This window comes from Sphingomonas rhamnosi, from assembly GCF_036663615.1.
GTDB lineage: Bacteria > Pseudomonadota > Alphaproteobacteria > Sphingomonadales > Sphingomonadaceae > Sphingomonas.
This window is the reverse complement of the sequence record NZ_JAXOJJ010000001.1, coordinates 703,884-722,196: the sequence shown is the minus strand read 5'-3', so window position 1 is coordinate 722,196 and position 18,313 is coordinate 703,884. Positions and strand designations below refer to the sequence as shown.

Sequence of the window (18,313 nt, the reverse complement as noted above, 5' to 3'; positions counted from 1 at the left end):
GGCGGCGTGGATCTTTACCTCCCCATCGCCAATCTGTCGGTCAACGCGCTCGTGATCATCCTGCTGGGGGGCGGGGTCGGGCTGCTGTCGGGGATGTTCGGGGTCGGCGGCGGGTTCCTCACGACGCCGTTGCTGATCGTCTACGGCATCCCGCCGACTGTCGCCGCCGCCTCGGCCGCCAGCCAGGTGACGGGCGCCAGCGTGTCGGGCGTGTTCGCGCATTTCCGGCGCGGCGGCGTCGACACAAAAATGGGCGGGGTGCTGGTCGCAGGCGGCGTCATCGGTGCGTTCTTCGGCGCCTGGCTGTTCCGCCTGCTGCAGGCGAGCGGGCAGATCGATACGGTGATCGCGATCGTCTATGTGCTGATGCTCGGGTCGATCGGCGGGCTGATGGCGCGCGAATCGCTCGGCACGATCGGGTTGCAACGCCGCGGCCTGCCGCCACGCGCGAAGAAGCGCCGCCATCACCCGCTGGTCGCCGCACTACCGCTCCGGACACGCTTCTATGCGTCCGGTCTGTATATCTCGCCGCTCGCGCCGTTGCTGCTGGGCTTCGGCACCGGCATCCTGACGATGCTGCTCGGCATCGGCGGCGGCTTCATCCTCGTTCCGGCGATGATCTATCTGCTCGGCATGGCGACCAGCGTCGTCGTCGGTACCTCGCTGTTCCAGACTTTGTTCGTCACCGCGGTCGCGACGATGGTGCATGCGACGACGACCAAGGCGGTCGATATCGTGCTCGCGGCGCTGCTGCTGCTCGGCTCGGTGATCGGTGCGCAGGTCGGCGCGCGGCTCGCGACCAAGGTAAAGCCCGAATATCTCCGCCTGGCGCTTGCCGTCATCGTTCTGCTCGTCGGACTGCGCATCCTGCTGGGGCTCGTCTGGCGGCCCGAGGAGATCTTCTCGGTGACGCTGTCGTGAAACGCCTGCTGTTTCTCGCGCCGCTGCTGATGGCGCAGGCCAAGCCCGTGCTCGTCCCCGACGTTAGCCAGCGCAACATCGAGATCGCCTACAGCTTCACCGGTGCCGAGCTTCTGCTGTTCGGCGCGATTCTTTATCCCGGCGGGCGCGTTCCCGGCGCCAGTCGGCCGACCGATATCGTCGTCGTCGTGAAGGGGCCGACCCAGTCGGTGCTGATCCGCGAGAAGGAAAAGGTCGCCGGGATCTGGATCAATGCCGCACGGCTGCGCTATCGCTCGGCGCCCAGCTTCTACGCGATCGCTTCGTCGCGACCGATCGAGCGGATCGTCGATGATCGTACCCGCGCGATCTACGAACTCGGGCTCGACAGCCTTCAGCTATCGCCGGCGTCGAGCGCGCCTGCCGACATGCAGGACCGGTTTCAGCGCGGGCTGGTCGATCTCAAGCGCCGCGCCGGGCTCTATTACGCGGCCCCCGGTTCGGTCGAGATCACCGATGGTGTCCTCTACCGTGCCCGAGTCACGATTCCGGCGCGCGTCCCGGTCGGCCGATTCACCGCCGAGACCTTCCTGATTCGCGACGGCCGCGTGCTGGCGGCGGCGGTGCGCGATATCGATATCCGCAAATCGGGGTTCGAACGCTTCGTCGCGCGCGCGGCCGATCGCTCTGCCGTGGTCTACGGGCTGACCGCGGTCGCGCTCTCGATCCTGCTAGGGTGGGCGGCAGGCTGGATCGCCCGACGCGCATAACACGATCTTTACGCCTGATCGTTCATAGGGTTGGCCAGTATGACCAAGGGCGTAGCCACGATGACGCAGATGTTCGGAGCCGAGACATTTCAGCATGCGGTGGCGACGGGCGGTACGGCGGCGCCGTCGGGGGGCAGCCAAACCGTGGCGATCGGCTATGTCTTCGCGATCGCCGGGGCCAGCAGCCGGGTATTGCTCGACCGCGCGTCGATCGAGACTCTGATCGACGATCCCGATCCGGTGGTTGCGTCGGCGGGGTCGGTCGGCAGCCAGATCAAGATGCGCGTGGGTTCGACCTGGCTGGTCGCCAATGTCCGCTCGCTCAAGCTCGACGATTCGGCGGGGACGCGCGTCGTCGCCGAGATCGACTTTCTCGGCGAGGGCGATGAGGAGCGCCTGACCGGCAAGCTCTACCGCTTTCGCCGCGGCGTCACCCGCTATCCGATGCCGGGGTGCGAGGTGTTTCCGATCACCACGTCCGACCTCAAGCAGATCTACGCCGCCGAAGACCGCGCGAACATCGAGATCGGCACGGTCTATCCAACCACGGACATCCGGGCGGCGCTCTACGTCGATGCGATGCTCGGCAAGCATTTCGCGCTGGTCGGGTCGACCGGTACCGGCAAGTCGACCGGCGCTGCGCTCATCCTCCACCGGATCTGCGAACTGGCGCCGCAGGGCCATATCGTGATGATCGACCCGCACGGCGAATATGGCGCGGCGTTCAAGCGCAACGGCGCGATCTACGACGTCACGAACCTGCAGATGCCCTATTGGCTGATGAACTTCGAGGAGCATTGCGAGGTCTTCCTGACCAGCAGCGGCGCCGATCGCCAGTTCGACGCCGATATCCTCGCCAAGTGCCTTTTGATGGCCAAGGCCAAGAGCCGGCTCGGCCAGGAGATCGCCAAGCTCACCGTCGACGCGCCGATTCCCTATCTGCTAAGCGACCTGACCAACATCATCGGCCTCGAGATGGGCAAGATGGACCGCGCCGGCGACACCGCGCCCTATCTGCGGCTCAAGACCAAGATCGACGAGATCAAGTCCGATCCGCGCTACGGCTTCATGTTTTCGGGGATGCTGGTCGCCGATACGATGGCGACGTTCCTGCAGCGCATCTTCCGCATGCCCGGCGACGGCAAGCCGATCTCGATCATCGACGTGTCGGGCGTGCCGTCTGACATCACCGCCGTGGTGGTGGCGGTGCTGGCGCGGATGACGTTCGACTATGCGATCTGGTCGCGCAACGAAGAGCAGCGCCCGATCCTGCTCGTCTGCGAGGAAGCGCACCGCTACATCCCCGCGGGGCAGGAGGCGACCAACTCGGTCGGCCGCATTCTCGGCCGGATCGCCAAGGAAGGCCGCAAATACGGCGTCTCACTGGGCCTGATTACCCAGCGCCCGTCCGATCTCGCCGAGGGCGTGCTGTCGCAGTGCGGCACGATCATCGCGATGCGGCTCAACAACGATCGCGACCAGGCGTTCGTCCGCGCCGCGATGCCCGAGGGCGCGCGCGGCTTCCTCGATTCGATCCCCGCGCTGCGCAACCGTGAATGCATCATCTGCGGCGAAGGCGTGACCATTCCGGTGCGCGTCGCGTTCGACGGCCTCGAAGACGCCAAGTGCCCGGCATCCGGCGACCCGCTGTTCTCCAAACTCTGGCGCGACGTCGGCGGCGAAGATCAGATCATCGGCCGCACCATCCAGCGCTGGCGCGCGCAGGGGAAATAGAAGCCCGTCCCCTATCCTCCGTCACCCCGGACTTGTTCCGGGGTCCACCGTGCCGCGCACTCGATGGCTTGGGGCGTGCGGCGCCGTGGATGCCGGAACAAGTCCGGCATGACGGACGGGGTTTGGTTCAGCCCCGATCCAACCGCCGCCCCAACCGCACGAAGAAGGTGATCAGGAACGGCACCAGCACTATCGACAACACGACCTTGGTGAGCATCTGCCCCTCCATCAGCGCCAGGATGGGGCGTTCGCCGAGGAACGAGATGGTGATGAACAACACGGTGTCGATGATCTGCGAGATCACGCTGGCGATCATCCCGCGCAGCCATACCAGCCTGCCTTCGCCTCGCGACAGTTTCGCGAAGATCAGCACGTTGAGCGATTGCGAGATCCCGTAGCTGATCAGCCCGGCGATCATCATCCGCGCGCCCTGGCCGACCACGATCGGGAAGGCGTCGATCGCGGGCGGGTACATGCCGGGATCGTGCGGCAGCGCTAGCACCAGCTGGATCAGCACCGCGGACACCACCAGCGGGATGAACCCCAGCCGCACCAGCGACGTCGCGATCTTCTGCCCATGCAGCTCGGCGACCGCGCTGCTCAGCACCACGAGCAGGAGGAACGCGAAGATCCCGGCTTCGACCGCCAGCGGCCCCAGCGCCACCTGCTTCACGCCCAGCACGCCTGCGATGCAGACCATCCCGCCGTACAGAACCGAAAAAACGAACAGGGAACGCGAAATCGCAGGCGGTGTATGATCCATCGCGGCGACGCTACCGCGTTTCGGGCCGGCGTCAAATGACTAGCGAGCCCCGCGCGTGCGTGTCATGTCGGATCGTCGCGCCCGGGGGGCTGCGTCGGGACATTTTGGAAGAGCGCAAGCGCACGCATGAACAGACTTCTCATCGGCCTTTGCGGTATCGCCGTGATCCTGGGTATCGCCATCCTGCTCTCGACCGACCGCCGCGCGATCCGGCTGCGCGTCGTCGGCGCGGCATTCGCCCTCCAGGCCGGGATCGCGGTGCTGGTGCTCTATTCCAGCTTCGGCAAGGTCGTGCTCGGCGCGATGTCGGGCGGCGTCGCCAATCTGCTCGGCTATTCGCAAAAAGGCACCGAATTCCTGTTCGGCAAGATGGCGACCCCCGAGATCGGCGGACAGAGCTTCGCGATCGCCGCGTTGCCCGTCATCATCTTCTTCGCCAGCCTCGTCTCGATCCTCTATTATCTCGGCGTCATGCAGCTGATCGTGCGCTGGGTCGGCGGGGCGATCGAAAAGGTGATTGGCGTCTCGAAGGTCGAATCGCTGTGCGCGGCGGCGAACATCTTCGTCGGGCAGAGCGAATCCCCACTCGTCATCCGCCCCTATCTCGCCGGCCTGACGCCCGCGCAATTGTTCACCGTGATGACCAGCGGCATGGCCGGCGTCGCCGGCACCATCCTCGCGGCGTACGCGTCGATGGGAATCCGCATCGATTATCTGCTCGCGGCCAGCTTCATGGCGGCGCCGGGCGGCATCCTGATGGCCAAGATCATCATGCCCGATCGCGTCACCCCGCCCGAGGGCGAACTGGCGCTCGGCGATATCCCGGGCGAATCCACCGCAGGCGAGCCGCTGCCCGAAGCGACGCATGACGAGGAAAAGCCCGCCAATCTGATCATGGCGGCCGCCCAAGGCGCGCAGACCGGGGTTCGCCTCGCGGTTGCGGTCGGCGCGATGGTGCTCGCTTTCGTCGCATTGGTCGCGCTCGCCAACGGTCTGCTCGGCGGACTCGGCAACGTCATCGGACTGCCCGGGCTCAGCTTCCAGGGTCTGCTCGGCTATGTCTTCGCGCCGATCATGTTCCTGCTCAACGTGCCGTGGAACGAGGCGCAGGTCGCCGGTGGCCTGTTCGGGCAGAAGATCGTCCTCAACGAATTCGTCGCGTACATCTCGCTCGGCACGCAACAGGGCCTCAGCCCGCGCACCATCGCGGTGATCACCTTCTCGCTGTGCGGCTTCGCCAATTTCTCGTCGATTGCGATCCAGATGGCGGTGACCGGCAGCCTCGCCCCCAACCAGCGCCCGATGATCGCAAAGCTCGGCCTGCGTGCACTGGCGGCAGGCAGCCTCGCGAACCTGATGTCCGCGGCACTCGCCGGCTTGCTGATTTCCTAGTTCTCGCGCGAAAGCGGCAGCCCAGGAGCAACGGGCGACACCGCCCGTAACCCTGGACTCCCGCCCGCGTGGGGGAACAGCTTAGGGCATCATCACCGTATCGATGACATGGATCATGCCGTTCGACTGACGTACGTTGGCGATGGTGATCCGCCCCTTGTCGCCCTTGCCGTCCATGATCGCCCAGCCGCTGCCGGCCTTCATGAAGCTGAGCGTACCACCCTGGACGGTCGTGTAGGTCGCGGTGCCGCCATTGGCCTTGGCCTTCGCGGCGATGTCCGCTGCGCTAACCGCGCCGGGGACGACGTGATAGGTCAGGATGCTGGTCAGCTGCGCCTTGTTCTCGGGCTTCACGAGCGTGTCGACGGTGCCCGCGGGCAGCTTGGCGAACGCGGCGTTGGTGGGTGCGAACACCGTGAACGGACCCGGGCCCGACAGCGTCTCGACCAGCCCCGCGGCCTTGACCGCGGCGACCAGCGTGGTGTGATCCTTCGAAGCGACCACGTTCTCGACGATCGTCTTGGTCGCGTACATCGCGGCGCCGCCCACACGCGGGTTGGTTTGGGCAATCGCAGAACCACCGGCGACGAGCGCGGTCGCGACGATGGCGGTACGGACGATGGAATGCATGGCTCTCTCCTAGCGCATCCTGGTTCGGATGCCGCCGGAGATACGGGCGCGCTGGGCGGATTAACGCAAAGTGTCAGATCGCGGCCAACACCCCCGACCACGCGGTAATCTCATCCGAGAACCGCGTCTCGATCGTCAGCCCGGTCGCCACGCCGGTCTCCAGATCGACCTCGACGCTTCCGGTCCATTCCACCGTCGCGTTCCCCGACAGAGTCACCATGCCATCCGCGCTTGCCTCGGCACGGATTCGGCCGCCCTTGTTGAACACCGTCGTCGGCGTATCGAACGCGATCCGTCCCGTCAGGCACGCGGCATAGGTCGACGCCCCCATCGCGCTCCCGCAACTGTCGGTCAGCCCGACGCCGCGCTCGAACGTCCGCACGAACAGGTTCGCGCCCCGCAACTCGACGAAGCTGACATTGGCACGGTTCGGCAACCAGGCGGGGGCGGATTCGCACACCGTGCCGATGCGCACCAGTTCCGCCTCGTCGACCGTCTCGACGAACGCGACGAGATGCGGGTTCGGCATGGCCACCGCGGTGAACGCGCGCTCGCTCGATAGTCCGGCGATCGGCAAATCGATGTTCTCCGACCGCGCGAGCGCCATCGGCCAGGCGGTAATGTCGCGCGACGCAGGGCCGGCGGTCTCGCGCACGGTGAAGACGCCGGGCGCTAGATCGGGGTCATGCACGACGACGGCGTCGCTGGTCTTCAGCCGCACCCGCGCCTGCTCCAGCCCCAGCGCGGCAAACCCGGCGCGCGCGACGCAGCGCAGCCCGTTGAGGCACGTCTCCGATTCGCTGCCATCCGAATTGAACATCCGCATGCCGAAATCATGCGTGTCGTCGCCCGTGGTGAGCAGCAACAGGCCGTCGCCGCCCACGGGGCCCGCCCGATCGGCCAGCGCCCGCGCGACCACGGCCCAGTCCGCATCGCCGAGCGCCAGCGCACGCGCATCGATCAGGGGAAAGTCGTTGCCCGAACCGTGGCATTTGGTGATGTCGAACCGCATGGCAGCGATCTAGGCCGCACCTACCGCCGCGGCAATGCCGTCTCACCGCAGGCCGTAATGGTCCGCAAGGCGATCGAGCGCGAAGGTCAGCACCAACCGCCCCGCACGCGCCGGCCAGCCGAGCGCCTTCTCGGCCATGGGAACGCCTTCGCCGGCGCACACCACCCGCCACAGGATGTCTGAAAGCCCGGGCCCTGCGGCGGCCACCGCGGCATCGAACCGACGCTTTGCCGCGATCTGCGCGGTGGTCGGATCGAGCCCTTCGCCCGCACCGCCGTCGACGCGCGCAGCCCAGCGCATCGTTACGCAGGGCGCCAGCAATGCGCGCTCATAGTCCGCCCGCAGCCGCTCGCCCGCCTCGAACTGCCGCGCGTCGATCAACGCGCGCGACCGCAGCCACCCGAGCGGCGATTCCGCCAGATTGACGGTGACGGTGCGGCCACGCCCCACCCCCGCATCGATCGATCGTTCCACGAGTTCGCGCATATCGTCCTCCTTCGAGTCGCGACCGTCTTGCCATATCGTCCGCTTTGTAGGACAGGGGCGAACCTATCTGGTTTGGAGAAGGTCATGATCACTGCGATCCGCGAAGTCCGCCGTGCCAAGGGCATGACGCTCGACGACGTCGGCCGTGCCTGCGTACCGCCGACCACCGCGCAGACGATCGGCCGGCTCGAGACGGGGACGCGCACCGTCTCGGTCGGCTGGCTCAACCGCATCGCCGACGCGCTCGGGGTAACCGCGGCAGACCTCGTCAAGCTGCCCGGCCGTGCCGATCTGCCCGTCGCCGCGCTGCTCGACGCGAATGGAGCGCACGCGCCGCGCCGCGCCACCGTCGCCGCGCCGCCGCAACCGGCGCCCGGACAGGTCGCCGTCACCGTAACCGGCGGTATCGGCGACTATCGGACCGGCGACGAGATCTGGTGCGAGATGCTGGAACCCGACGCATTCGCCGGGGCGATGAACCGCGACGTGCTGGTGCCGCACGCCGCGGGGCGGTTCGTGTTCGGCCGGCTGATCGGGCTCGATGACAAGAGTGCGACGGTCGCACCGCTCGAGCGCGGTGCTGGGCCCCAGACGGTCGCGAACCCGGCCTGGATCGCCCGCGCGGTGCGTCTGCTTCGCGTGCTGTGAGGGTGTTCGATGTCCTTACCGCACATCGCACGCTCTAGTTGACGACGCCCCCTGCGGACCGTTTAATGTTTATCCAGCAGCGTGCCTGCGCTGGTCATCCGGTACACACTGCGGGTCTGATCGGCGCCGGCCGCAGTTTCGCCGTCGAACGCGCGCCAGGCTGCAGCGGTGTTGCATACGCGCGTCGCCATGAATGAGCCCGTTGGCGTCAACGAACGACAGATCTTCTTTTCCTTTGCGGGCTTCTCATCCGGTTTGGCGACGTCCTGCGCGCTGGCACAAGCAATCCCCGGACTTATGATCAACGCGATTGCCATCACCATCTTCATCATGCGGCTCCCTGTTCCTCGACACGATACCGGACTTGTGCTTGAGAACAATAGGTTGCGACGGATAACGACACATCTTGAGCGGCGATGGCGTGCTCGCACACAGGCAGATGCCGATCCAAAAACGCGATACTCCAGTTCCCGAATCGATACGCTCAACTGGCCCCGACATCGTTCGCGCTTTGACGCGATAGACTAATCGCGGATGAGAAGCCGAGTGACGGTTTTTCGCACCCGTTGGGCCATTGCTGCCCGCCGCGGGTGGCTAAACAAAGGAATGGTGGGCGATGACCCTACCACACTGATACTCGTAAAATGGCATGGTCGCTTCTAATAATGCCCCCGAGAATGCCCCCAAGTGATCGACGGGCAACGCCGAGGCTAAGCGCCAAACTAGGGTCCTTCCTCGCCCGGATAGAACGCATGCGGATCAAACACCGGCCGCGGCCCGGCGCGCATTGACCGCGGAGCCGGCGGCGCGCGCTGCGGATCGATTGGGACCGAGGGCAGGGTAGGAAGCCCGCCACCAAAGCGGATCCGGATGTAGGCCCCTGCGTGCACCAGTCCTTGGAACACCGCGGCGACCTCGTCGCCCTGCATCCGCGTCCCGATCAGCGGCGCTCGCTCGGCGCTGACATAGCCCATCTGGACCCCGCGTTCAGACCAGACCGCGATGGCGTTGTTGTCGTGCTCGTTCTTCGGCTCGCAGCGCAGCTCGACCGGATCGCCAGGCGCACAGAGCGTGATCTCCATGCGCCGTTTCGACTGGCTCTTGTCGGGGTTCGGGAAGTCGATCCCGACTATCGAAGTGGTGAGTTCGTTCCTGCATCCACTTCGCCGCGAAGTCGGCCTGCGACGCACCGTTCAGCCGGTGGGCGAGCCGATCGGCGCGGTCGGCATCTGTCGGCGCTGGCCACCCCGCATGACCCGAAGCCACAGCGGCCACATCGCGGCGCTCTTCCCCAACGTGCACCGCGCGCACGTCTGTGGTGAGGTCGAAGGAGCAATTCTATGCTGATGGACCATCTCGAGCAGAACTGCGCGACGGGTGTCTGGTAGGCGCGCACGGAGCCGAGGCTTGCCAACGCCAGTCGCGGTCCGTCGGCGCCGGCAGATACCGGAACATGCCAGGCGCGCGCGCCGATCGTCGTGCAGGGCAACTCCGCGTTCCCGGTCTCTATGTTCCCCACAACTCACGAGACCCGCTTCTGCGGTGACTGAGAAGGTCAGGCGCATCCGGGGCCGGACGGTGACGGCGGCGAGCGCGTCTTACCGTTCCCAAGCGCGCCGACGAGGATCGCGGCATGACGATTGACGGTCAGGCGCGCCGCGGTTGAAGAATCAACCGGGGATACCCCAGTTGGCCTCATCGTCAGCGGCCTTCGCCGTCCGGACCAGATGCTCGACGTAGTTCTTGAAGATCGGAACGGTGAAGGTGACCAGCGTCGGTTCCCCGTTGGGCTCCTTGAACGTCAGCACAACGAAGCGCCCGCCGTCCTCGTCGAGAACCAAGCCAGCCTCCATCGCGCCGGTGCCGCTAGGTGTGATTACGGTCGCTGCCACAGGGAAACCTCGTTGATCAATCTCCGGGCCCCATTAGCGGCAGGTACGTGTTTGGCTAGCGGCCACCACGCGATGTCAAAGCCGCCCGATCAGCTCGGTTGGGCTTCGCTCTCAGCTTCGCCGGGACCGTCTTCGGTCGGCGACATCGCGCGGGTGTATGCGGCGGATTCGTCGGCAATGCCCGCATCAAGAGAGGCGTCGGCGGCGGCGCCTTCCAACGTGGCCTTCATAAACGCGACCTGTTCGGCTTCCACGCCCGAGCCGGACGGCTGGTTGGCCAGATCGGCGAAGGTCTCAGGCTCAGGCTTGGTGTGTAGTTCGTCGGACACAGATTTCTCTCCCGTCACAAGTTCTTCGTCGCTCGCATCAACGCACTGGCATTCGGTTCGGAGCCGTCCTCCGACGCATGGAGTGCATTATGACCGATCGCAGCAAGGACCGCCTGATCCGCATCCCCGAGGTGCGCCACCGCACCGGCCTGTCGACCGCGACAATCTACCCGAAGATGGAAGAGGGCACCTTCCCGAAGCAGCGCAAGCTGAGCGTGCACGTCGTTGCGTGGTACGAGACCGATGTCGACGCCTGGGTGGCCGGCGGCGCTGGCGATGATTGATTTGGAATGGGCAAGTAGCCGCTGGGCGAGCGCACGGTAATGTTCGCTTCCCACCATAATGCGACGGTCAGGCAGCGATCGCCCAGATGACTTCTAGGAGCCCGGGATGACGATACGAGTTCGGTTCAAGTCCGATCACCGCTCTGAGATTGACGCGCTATTCGAGTGCGCGGGCGTCGTTCCGTTAGACCACGAGCTGCTGACGGACGGTGTTATCGCGTACCGGTTCGGCAAGGATCAAACTGCGACTCTCGCCAAAGCGAAGGTGCTTGAAAAAATACCATTGCAGTATTGGGCGGGCTACGGCGTCATGGGAGAGAGTCACCCCACGAACGTGCGGACGCCATAAGCACCTTTGCAGTCGTAGTAGACCTGATCGCCGAACGGGGTCTCGATCCGCCTGTTTCCGCTTTCTGATTCGGTACCCCAATCGACCCCTACATGTGTCGCTCTTGGACGATATGGACTGATAGCGGACGAGAAGCCGGAATGGCGCTTTTCGGCGCCTTTTGCGGACTTTTGCCGCCCTTTGCGGATGGCGGGATAGAGGGAATGGTGGGCGATGACGGGCTCGAACCGCCGACATTCTCGGTGTAAACGAGACGCTCTACCAACTGAGCTAATCGCCCTCTCTCAGCATGCTCTTAGCGCCGATTTCGTCGGCGGCAAGCCGGCTATCCCAGTTCGACCCGCCGGATCGCCGCCATATAGCCGTGCATCGCCTCGCTCGCCCGGTGCGACAGCGCCATATAGGCACGGCGGCGGTCGAATGGGTCGGGGCGGCGTTCGAACCAGCCGGCGTCGGACAGCCGGCCGATCCAGCGCAGCGCCGTCGTCGGCGCGACCGCGGCGGCGATGCACAGGCTCGATACCGACACCTGCGCCCCTTCCAGTTCGGCCGCATAGAGATCGAGGAGCATGTCCCAGCCGGGATCCTCGAAATAGCCCGAGCCGAAGAACTGGTCGCGCATCCGCCGCGCGCGGATCGTGCGGCGGACTTCGCCGGCGGTCGGCGGCGCCACGGCGGGCGGGGCACCGTAGCGGGTGGTGCGGTCGCCGACGATCGGCGGCTGGGCGTCGCGGTCGCGGTCGTGGTCGTTGCGGGTCAGGCGGGCGAGCGCATCGGCGATCCGCGCCACCTCCGCATTCAGGCGTTCGAACCGCGCGCTGTCGCTCTCGCGGCTGATATCGGACACGCCGGCCGGCGCGCGGGCGCGTTCGACCGCGATCGTCAGCGCGGCTGCGCACTCGGCGACGTCGGGATCGACCAGCAACGCGCTCGATCCGCCGAGCGTGATCGCGGCGACCAGGTCGATCTGGTCGGGTGTCATCGCCACGACCAGAGTCGCGCCGCAGTCTTCGGCCCAGTCGACGATCGTCGGCAGATGTGCGCGCAGCGTCGTGGCTTCGACCCCCGCAGCCTCGATCGCGACGACCCGCGGGGGCGCGAACGGTGCGCGTGGCGCGTCCCATCCGCATCGCGGCTCCGGGCGTGCGTTGATCACGTGGATCGCGACCGCCAGCCGGTCCGCGGCGTCGGGCGCGGCGATCAGGGCGATCGCCAGAACGCCCCCGCCAAGCATGTCGCCGTTCGTCTGACCGCCGATATTCACCCGATGCCCCCGCACCAGACTAGCGGTACAGTTGCAGCGACTTACACCCGAACTGGGTCGGTTTTCGTCCGATTCCGTCTAGCTCAGTCGAGCGACTTGATGATGTCCTCGACCATCTTCTTGGCGTCGGCGAGCAGCATCATCGTGTTGTCCATGTAGAACACGTCGTTGTCGACGCCGGCATAGCCGACCCCACCCATGCTGCGCTTGATGAACAGCACGGTCTTCGCCTTCTCGACGTCGAGCACGGGCATGCCATAGATCGGCGAGGTCTTGTCGGTCTTGGCGGCGGGGTTGGTGACGTCGTTGGCGCCGATCACGAACGCGACGTCGGTCTGCGCGAACTCGCCGTTGATGTCCTCGAGCTCGAACACCTCGTCATAGGGTACGTTCGCCTCGGCAAGCAGCACGTTCATGTGCCCCGGCATGCGGCCGGCGACCGGGTGGATCGCGTATTTCACGCGGACGCCATGCGCCTTCAGCTTGTCGCCCATCTCGCGCAGCGCGTGCTGCGCCTGCGCCACCGCCATGCCGTAGCCGGGGACGATGATGACCTGTTCGGCCTGGCTCATCAGGAACGCGGCGTCCTCCGCCGAGCCGCGCTTCCACGGGCGCTGTTCCTTGGCCTCGCCGCCGCTCGCATCCGCCACCGCGCCGAAGCCGCCGGCGATCACGCTGATGAAGCTGCGGTTCATCGCGCGGCACATGATGTAGCTGAGGATCGCGCCCGAGCTGCCGACCAGCGCGCCGGTGATGATCATCGCGCTGTTGTGGAGCGTGAACCCCATCGCCGCCGCCGCCCAGCCCGAATAGGAATTGAGCATCGACACGACGACGGGCATGTCGGCGCCGCCGATCGGCACGATCAGCAGGAAGCCGATCACGAAGCTCAGCACCGTGATCGTCCAGAATATCCAGGGGCTCTGGTCGGTCACGAAAAACGCGACCAGCCCGACGATCGCGGCCAGCACGGTCAGGTTGATGACATGCCGGCCGGGCAGCAGGATCGGCTTGCCGCCCATGTTGCCGTTGAGCTTCAGGAATGCGATCACCGAGCCCGAGAAGGTGATCGCGCCGATCGCGACGCCGAGCCCCAGCTCGATCCGGCTGACCGGGCGGATGATCGCCACCGGATCGCCGAGCAGCGGGATCATCAGGTCGGCGATTCCAAACGCTTCGGGGTTCAGATAGGCGGCGACACCGACCAGCACCGCGGCAAGGCCGACCAGGCTGTGGAACGCCGCGACGAGCTGCGGCATGTCGGTCATCGCGATCTTCCGCGCGGTGGTGAGCCCGATCGCGGCACCGATCCCGATTGCGACGACGATCTCCCAGATGCCGACGTTCAGATGCGTGACCAGAGTCGTCACGACCGCGATCGTCATCCCCACCATGCCGAAACGGTTGCCGCGCTGGCTCGTCGCCGGGCTCGACAGCCCGCGCAGCGCGAGGATAAAGCACACCCCCGCGACGAGATAGGCGAGCGCCACCCAGGGATTGACTGCGGTCGTGTGGTCCATCGTAATCCCGCCTCAAAATTCGTCATGCCAGCGCAGGCTGGCATCTCCCGTTGCTCTCGCGGGACAGCGCCGCGCGAGACCCCAGCCTGCGCTGGGGTGACGGATCGTTACTTCGGAACGGCCGCCGGCCGCTCCTTCTTCTTATACATCGCCAGCATCCGCGCGGTGACCGCGAAGCCGCCGAAGATGTTGACGCTCGCGAGCACCACCGCGAGCAGCCCGAGATATTTGGCGACCGCACTCCCCGCCGCGGCGCTCGCAATCAGCGCACCGACGATGATCACGCTCGAGATCGCGTTGGTCACCGCCATCAACGGCGTGTGCAGCGCCGGCGTCACCGACCAGACGACATAATAGCCGACGAAACACGCCATGACGAAGATCGACAGGATCGCGATGAAGTCCATCTCAGGCCCCTTGGTGCGCGCGAATGTTGAGAAAGTTGAGGCGCTGACGATGTTTCAACATTGAGTCCCCTTCGCCCTGACCGCGACGTCCGCACGAGAGCAGAAGAGCGGCGTGTAGGACAGCGGTATCGCGCATCGCGCTCACGCGGCGGCGCGACGGGGCTGGGGCACCGCGCGCCCCATTTCCTCCGCGCCTTCGATCCAGCAGAGGATCGCGTCGTAGATATTGTCGAGCGCTTCCTGCGGGGTGTCGCCGTCCGATCGGCACCCCGGCAGCTCCGGTGCGACGGCGCTGAAGCCGCCGCCGTCCGTCGCGGACAGTGGCACGATATCCACCTCGTAATCATGCGGATTCATGTCGAACTCCCTCGTACCGCATCCACGAACCGGACCAGCTCGCGGATGTAGATCGGCTTGATCGGCCGGTGCGCGGGGATGGTCAGGATCTCGGCCATGCCGTGATGTTTCACTTTGTAATGTGAGCCTTTGCGCGGTGGCGAGCAAGCGATCCCCGCGCTGAGGCAGACCGAAACCACGTCCTCGATCCGCCAGTCGCGCGGGTTGGTGCGCATCCGGTCCAACAGCTTGTCGGCCTGGACCATCCGGCGTCACGCGCTCAGCAACCGCACGTTCACGACCTTGCCGCCTTGGGTCAGCCGGATCGCGTCGCCGATCTCCGCGTCGAGTACCGGCTTGCCCGCCTCCTTGTCCCAGAACGCGCTGAGGAAGTTGAACAGGTTGCGGCTGAACAGCGCGCTGGTGTCCGCCGCCAACCGGCTCGGCACGTTGCGGTGGCCGACGATCTTGACGCCGTTCACCACCACGACCTCACCCGCGACCGCGCCCTCGACGTTACCGCCCTGTTCGACCGCGAGGTCGACGATGACGCTGCCCGGCCGCATGCTCGCGACCTGCGCCGCCGAAATGAGACGCGGGGCAGGGCGGCCGGGGATCAGCGCCGTCGTGATCACGATATCCTGCTTGGCGATATGCGCGGTCACCAGCTCGGCCTGTGCCTTCTGATATTCGGGGCTCATCTCGCCGGCATAGCCGCCCGAGCCTTCGCCCTCGATCCCGGCGACGTTCTCAACGAAGATCGGTTTCGCGCCGAGCGACTGGATCTGCTCCTTGGTCGCGCTGCGCACATCGGTCGCCGAGACCTGCGCGCCCAGCCGCCGCGCGGTCGCGATCGCCTGAAGCCCGGCAACGCCGACACCCATCACGAACGCCTTGGCGGCGCTCACCGTACCCGCCGCGGTCATCATCATCGGGAAGGCGCGGCCATATTCCGCCGCCGCGTCGAGCACCGCCTTGTAGCCCGCCAGGTTCGACTGCGACGACAGGATATCCATGCTCTGCGCGCGGGTGATCCGCGGCGTGAACTCCATCGCCAGCGCCTCGTACCCCGCGGCGGCATAGGCATCGACGCGCGCGCGCTCCCCGAACGGGTTGAGGCTGGCGACGATCCACGCCCCCGGCGCAACGCCCGACAGGCTATCGGGCGCGGGACCCTGCACGCCGAGCACGATATCCGCACCCGCCAGCGTTGCCGCCCGGTCCCCCACCGACGCGCCGGCGTCCGTATAGGCCGCATCCGCGATCGAGGCGGTATCGCCCGCGCTGCTTTCGACCGCGATCGTCGCACCCAGCGCGATGAACTTTTTCACGGTTTCGGGCGTGGCCGCGACGCGCTGTTCGCCGTCCGCATGCTCTTTCAGGACGGCGATCTTCATCAGTGCGCGATCAGCCAGATGACCAGTGCGGCGACGATCGCCACGGCGACGCTGCCCCATTTCATCATCGTGGTGACCTTGCCGTAGGTCGCCACATGCGCGTTCATGTTCCCGTCGCCGGCCATCGCCTCATCCCTTATCGTTCGGTTATCCCTATCCTGCCCCCCCGGCATCCTCAAGTCCATCACCGCGCCGGTCCATCACCGAGCAAGTCTCTCACTGGCAGGCTTAAGTCGCCCTTTACCCCCGCGCGCTAATCATGGCCCGATACGGGACGGGAATCGCCATGACGCGCAACGGGCAGCGCCTATTATTGCTGATCGACGACGAGCCCGCGCAGCGGCGGCTGGTGGCGGCGCTGGCCGCGCGCAACGGCTGGCGCGCGATCTTCGCCGCCGATGGCGAGATGGCGATCGCGACTCTCGGCACGCAGGACGGGATGCAGCTCGACGCGATCGTGTTCGATCACTGGGCGCCCACTGCCGACGCGGGCGGGGTCATTGCCGCGCTGCGCGAACGGCGTCCCGCGCTGCCGATCCTGATGCTGACCGCCAACGGGTCGGTCGCACACGCGGTTGCGGCGATGCGTGCGGGCGCGACCGACTTTCTGGTCAAGCCGCTCGCGCCCGAACGCTTCCTCGCCGCGCTCGACGCGGCGGTGGCGGGCACCGCGGCGGGCGAGCTGCGGCCGCTGACCGAGAAGATTCCGGCGTTGCTCGCGTTCGACGAGATCGTCGGGTCGTCGCCCGATTTCCGCGCCGCGCTGGCGATCGCGGCCAAGGCGGCACGCGCGCGCGTCGCGGTTCTGCTGGAGGGCGAAAGCGGGGTCGGCAAGGAGGTGATCGCCGAGGCGATCCACGCCGCATCCCCCCGCGCGAAGCGGCCGATCGTCACCGTCAATTGCGGCGCGATCCCCGCCAACCTCGTCGAATCCGAGCTGTTCGGGCACGAAAAGGGCGCCTTCACCGGTGCGTTCGAACGCAAGATCGGCCGGTTCCTCGACGCCGACGGCGGGACGCTGTTCCTGGACGAGATCGGCGAGATGCCGCTAGAGGCGCAGGTGAAGCTGCTGCGCGTGCTGCAGACCGGCGACGTGCAGGCGATCGGCGCGCGGCATCCGCGTCAGGTCGATGTCCGCGTGATCGCGGCGACCAACCGGCCGCTGCTCGACGAGGTCGAGGCGGGGCGGTTCCGCGAGGATCTCTATTACCGGCTGAACGTCGTCCAGGTCGCAATCCCGCCGTTACGCGAACGCACCGGCGACATCCCGGCGCTGGCGCGGCACCTGCTGGCGCGGATCGCGCAGCAACCCGGACTTCGGCCGCTCGGCATCACCGACGACGCGCTCGCGCTGCTCGTGCAATATGACTGGCCCGGCAATGTCCGCCAGCTCCAGAACGCGCTCTTCCGCGCCGCGGTGCTGTGCGAGGGCGCCGCGCTGACCAAGGCCGATTTCCCGCAGATCGCCGCGCTCGGCAACCGCCAGCGCGGCCCCGCGGCGGCGGCGGCGGGCGGCGGCGGCGTCACCCTGTTCCGCGCCGACGGAAACCTGCGCGCGCTGGAGGAGATCGAGGCCGACGTCATCCGCCTCGCGATAGGCCACTACCGCGGCCGCATGACCGAGGTCGCGCGGCGGCTGGGGATCGGGCGGTCGACGCTGTACCGCAAGCTCGGCGAACTGGGCATCGACAACGCGGCGTGAATGCGCCTGATGTTGGTGTAGAGGCGACGACATCTCACCCGTCGTCCTGGACACTAGAGCCAAGCGGGGCCGTTCGAGACCCTGGATCTGACCTCCGTCAGGATGACGAAAACTGGTGGTTAGCGGACTAAGGCCATCGGCAACCGCTCGGCACACAAGCTCCACTCGTGATCAGCCAGCGGCCATAGATTACACCTGCAGAGAACAGGCATATTGCTCCGGCGAACGCTATAGCGCCCCAAATCCACCTGCGGCGCTTCGTTGTCGGTTTCGAGTCCATACAGCTACCATCGGGTACCGCGCCAATGTCCGCAACTGGGCGTTAGCCGACATGACCACCTCAATCAGGGGCGTCAGACCGACAAGATTTGGACACTCTCACCAGAGCTGCGCCCTCCGCTGTCCCGCTATTTTCCGCTGTCCTACACGGGCCGGTAGTGCAATCGTCTGCTCAAGTCTTTGAAGCCGTCGATACCCAAGGCCATCCGAACGCGGAAT

The 18,313-nt window shown here is 66.4% G+C and carries 23 protein-coding genes and 1 tRNA gene; 8 read left to right on the top strand and 16 right to left on the bottom strand.

All coding sequences use genetic code 11. The features are described from left to right. Nucleotides 1-6: 6 nt before the first annotated feature. From U1701_RS03545 to U1701_RS03535, 3 genes are read left to right on the top strand one after another with little or no spacing between them, the layout of a single operon-like run. Nucleotides 7-921 carry a sulfite exporter TauE/SafE family protein gene (locus tag U1701_RS03545; RefSeq protein WP_332781139.1) on the top strand — a complete coding sequence of 305 codons (915 nt, stop codon included), beginning with the start codon at nucleotides 7-9 and terminating at the stop codon, nucleotides 919-921. A 29-nt stretch (nucleotides 922-950) separates the two neighbouring features. Further along, a complete protein-coding gene (locus U1701_RS03540; RefSeq protein WP_332781439.1) occupies nucleotides 951-1,670 on the top strand; it encodes a TIGR02186 family protein in 720 nt (239 codons plus the stop codon). A gap of 60 nt (nucleotides 1,671-1,730) precedes the next feature. Beyond that, nucleotides 1,731-3,404 carry an ATP-binding protein gene (locus U1701_RS03535; protein WP_332781438.1) on the top strand — a complete coding sequence of 558 codons (1,674 nt, stop codon included), beginning with the start codon at nucleotides 1,731-1,733 and terminating at the stop codon, nucleotides 3,402-3,404. A 127-nt stretch (nucleotides 3,405-3,531) separates the two neighbouring features. Here U1701_RS03535 and U1701_RS03530 read toward each other — a convergent pair whose 3' ends face one another. Next, nucleotides 3,532-4,167 (bottom strand): queuosine precursor transporter, encoded by a 636-nt coding sequence (locus U1701_RS03530; protein ID WP_332781138.1) that lies wholly within the window; start codon nucleotides 4,165-4,167, stop codon nucleotides 3,532-3,534. Nucleotides 4,168-4,293: 126 nt separating this feature from the next. Here U1701_RS03530 and U1701_RS03525 point away from each other — a divergent pair, with 126 nt between their 5' ends. Continuing rightward, a complete protein-coding gene (locus U1701_RS03525; protein WP_332781137.1) occupies nucleotides 4,294-5,559 on the top strand; it encodes a NupC/NupG family nucleoside CNT transporter in 1,266 nt (421 codons plus the stop codon). A gap of 81 nt (nucleotides 5,560-5,640) precedes the next feature. On the opposite strand, the gene U1701_RS03520 is transcribed toward U1701_RS03525, so the two are convergent. The 3 genes from U1701_RS03520 to U1701_RS03510 form a co-directional block, all read right to left on the bottom strand. After that, nucleotides 5,641-6,189 (bottom strand): fasciclin domain-containing protein, encoded by a 549-nt coding sequence (locus U1701_RS03520; RefSeq protein WP_332781136.1) that lies wholly within the window; start codon nucleotides 6,187-6,189, stop codon nucleotides 5,641-5,643. Nucleotides 6,190-6,262: 73 nt separating this feature from the next. Further along, nucleotides 6,263-7,201, bottom strand: coding sequence for a diaminopimelate epimerase (dapF, locus tag U1701_RS03515; protein ID WP_332781135.1), 939 nt, complete (start codon nucleotides 7,199-7,201; stop codon nucleotides 6,263-6,265). A 42-nt stretch (nucleotides 7,202-7,243) separates the two neighbouring features. Further along, nucleotides 7,244-7,687 (bottom strand): DUF6456 domain-containing protein, encoded by a 444-nt coding sequence (locus U1701_RS03510; RefSeq protein ID WP_332781134.1) that lies wholly within the window; start codon nucleotides 7,685-7,687, stop codon nucleotides 7,244-7,246. A gap of 84 nt (nucleotides 7,688-7,771) precedes the next feature. Here U1701_RS03510 and U1701_RS03505 point away from each other — a divergent pair, with 84 nt between their 5' ends. Beyond that, complete coding sequence (locus U1701_RS03505) at nucleotides 7,772-8,335, top strand: helix-turn-helix domain-containing protein (protein ID WP_332781133.1); 564 nt, start codon at nucleotides 7,772-7,774, stop codon at nucleotides 8,333-8,335. A gap of 62 nt (nucleotides 8,336-8,397) precedes the next feature. Here the strand turns inward: U1701_RS03505 and U1701_RS03500 are convergent, their stop codons facing one another. Together U1701_RS03500 and U1701_RS03495 are read right to left on the bottom strand one after the other, a co-directional pair. Next, nucleotides 8,398-8,664, bottom strand: coding sequence for a hypothetical protein (locus U1701_RS03500; RefSeq protein ID WP_332781132.1), 267 nt, complete (start codon nucleotides 8,662-8,664; stop codon nucleotides 8,398-8,400). A 393-nt stretch (nucleotides 8,665-9,057) separates the two neighbouring features. Next, nucleotides 9,058-9,417, bottom strand: a complete 360-nt coding sequence (locus U1701_RS03495) for an HIRAN domain-containing protein (protein ID WP_332781131.1) — start codon at nucleotides 9,415-9,417, stop codon at nucleotides 9,058-9,060. Between U1701_RS03495 and U1701_RS03490 the strand changes: the two genes are divergently transcribed. Further along, nucleotides 9,416-9,682 (top strand): hypothetical protein, encoded by a 267-nt coding sequence (locus tag U1701_RS03490; RefSeq protein WP_332781130.1) that lies wholly within the window; start codon nucleotides 9,416-9,418, stop codon nucleotides 9,680-9,682. The two genes, U1701_RS03495 and U1701_RS03490, sit on opposite strands and share 2 nt — an antisense overlap. Before the next feature lie 323 nt (nucleotides 9,683-10,005). Here U1701_RS03490 and U1701_RS03485 read toward each other — a convergent pair whose 3' ends face one another. Together U1701_RS03485 and U1701_RS03480 are read right to left on the bottom strand one after the other, a co-directional pair. Then, the gene (locus U1701_RS03485) at nucleotides 10,006-10,227 is read right to left on the bottom strand and encodes a hypothetical protein (protein ID WP_332781129.1); all 222 of its coding nucleotides are present in this window, start codon (nucleotides 10,225-10,227) and stop codon (nucleotides 10,006-10,008) included. Nucleotides 10,228-10,316: 89 nt separating this feature from the next. Beyond that, a complete protein-coding gene (locus tag U1701_RS03480; protein ID WP_332781128.1) occupies nucleotides 10,317-10,556 on the bottom strand; it encodes a hypothetical protein in 240 nt (79 codons plus the stop codon). 89 nt (nucleotides 10,557-10,645) lie between these two features. Between U1701_RS03480 and U1701_RS03475 the strand changes: the two genes are divergently transcribed. Continuing rightward, nucleotides 10,646-10,840: a helix-turn-helix transcriptional regulator gene (locus U1701_RS03475; protein WP_332781127.1), complete on the top strand. Its 195-nt coding sequence runs from the start codon at nucleotides 10,646-10,648 to the stop codon at nucleotides 10,838-10,840. A 553-nt stretch (nucleotides 10,841-11,393) separates the two neighbouring features. Here the strand turns inward: U1701_RS03475 and U1701_RS03470 are convergent. From U1701_RS03470 to U1701_RS03435, 8 genes are all read right to left on the bottom strand, one after another. Next, nucleotides 11,394-11,469: transfer RNA gene (locus tag U1701_RS03470), tRNA-Val, on the bottom strand. 45 nt (nucleotides 11,470-11,514) lie between these two features. Then, complete coding sequence (locus tag U1701_RS03465) at nucleotides 11,515-12,468, bottom strand: hypothetical protein (RefSeq protein WP_332781126.1); 954 nt, start codon at nucleotides 12,466-12,468, stop codon at nucleotides 11,515-11,517. A gap of 68 nt (nucleotides 12,469-12,536) precedes the next feature. Then, nucleotides 12,537-13,973, bottom strand: coding sequence for an NAD(P)(+) transhydrogenase (Re/Si-specific) subunit beta (locus U1701_RS03460; RefSeq protein WP_332781125.1), 1,437 nt, complete (start codon nucleotides 13,971-13,973; stop codon nucleotides 12,537-12,539). A 107-nt stretch (nucleotides 13,974-14,080) separates the two neighbouring features. After that, a complete protein-coding gene (locus tag U1701_RS03455) occupies nucleotides 14,081-14,380 on the bottom strand; it encodes an NAD(P) transhydrogenase subunit alpha part 2 (RefSeq protein ID WP_332781124.1) in 300 nt (99 codons plus the stop codon). A gap of 141 nt (nucleotides 14,381-14,521) precedes the next feature. Continuing rightward, nucleotides 14,522-14,737 (bottom strand): type II toxin-antitoxin system HicB family antitoxin, encoded by a 216-nt coding sequence (locus U1701_RS03450; RefSeq protein WP_332781123.1) that lies wholly within the window; start codon nucleotides 14,735-14,737, stop codon nucleotides 14,522-14,524. Further along, nucleotides 14,734-14,982 (bottom strand): type II toxin-antitoxin system HicA family toxin, encoded by a 249-nt coding sequence (locus U1701_RS03445; protein WP_332781122.1) that lies wholly within the window; start codon nucleotides 14,980-14,982, stop codon nucleotides 14,734-14,736. Before U1701_RS03445 ends, U1701_RS03450 begins: the two co-directional genes overlap by 4 nt. A 6-nt stretch (nucleotides 14,983-14,988) precedes the next feature. Next, nucleotides 14,989-16,113, bottom strand: coding sequence for an NAD(P) transhydrogenase subunit alpha (locus U1701_RS03440; protein WP_332781121.1), 1,125 nt, complete (start codon nucleotides 16,111-16,113; stop codon nucleotides 14,989-14,991). Beyond that, on the bottom strand, nucleotides 16,113-16,238 hold the full coding sequence (locus tag U1701_RS03435; protein ID WP_332781120.1) for an aa3-type cytochrome c oxidase subunit IV: 126 nt from the start codon (nucleotides 16,236-16,238) through the stop codon (nucleotides 16,113-16,115). The genes U1701_RS03440 and U1701_RS03435 overlap by 1 nt, the downstream gene beginning before the upstream one ends. 161 nt (nucleotides 16,239-16,399) lie before the next feature. Here U1701_RS03435 and U1701_RS03430 point away from each other — a divergent pair, with 161 nt between their 5' ends. Then, nucleotides 16,400-17,815, top strand: a complete 1,416-nt coding sequence (locus U1701_RS03430; protein WP_332781119.1) for a sigma-54-dependent transcriptional regulator — start codon at nucleotides 16,400-16,402, stop codon at nucleotides 17,813-17,815. Nucleotides 17,816-18,313 lie beyond the last annotated feature (498 nt).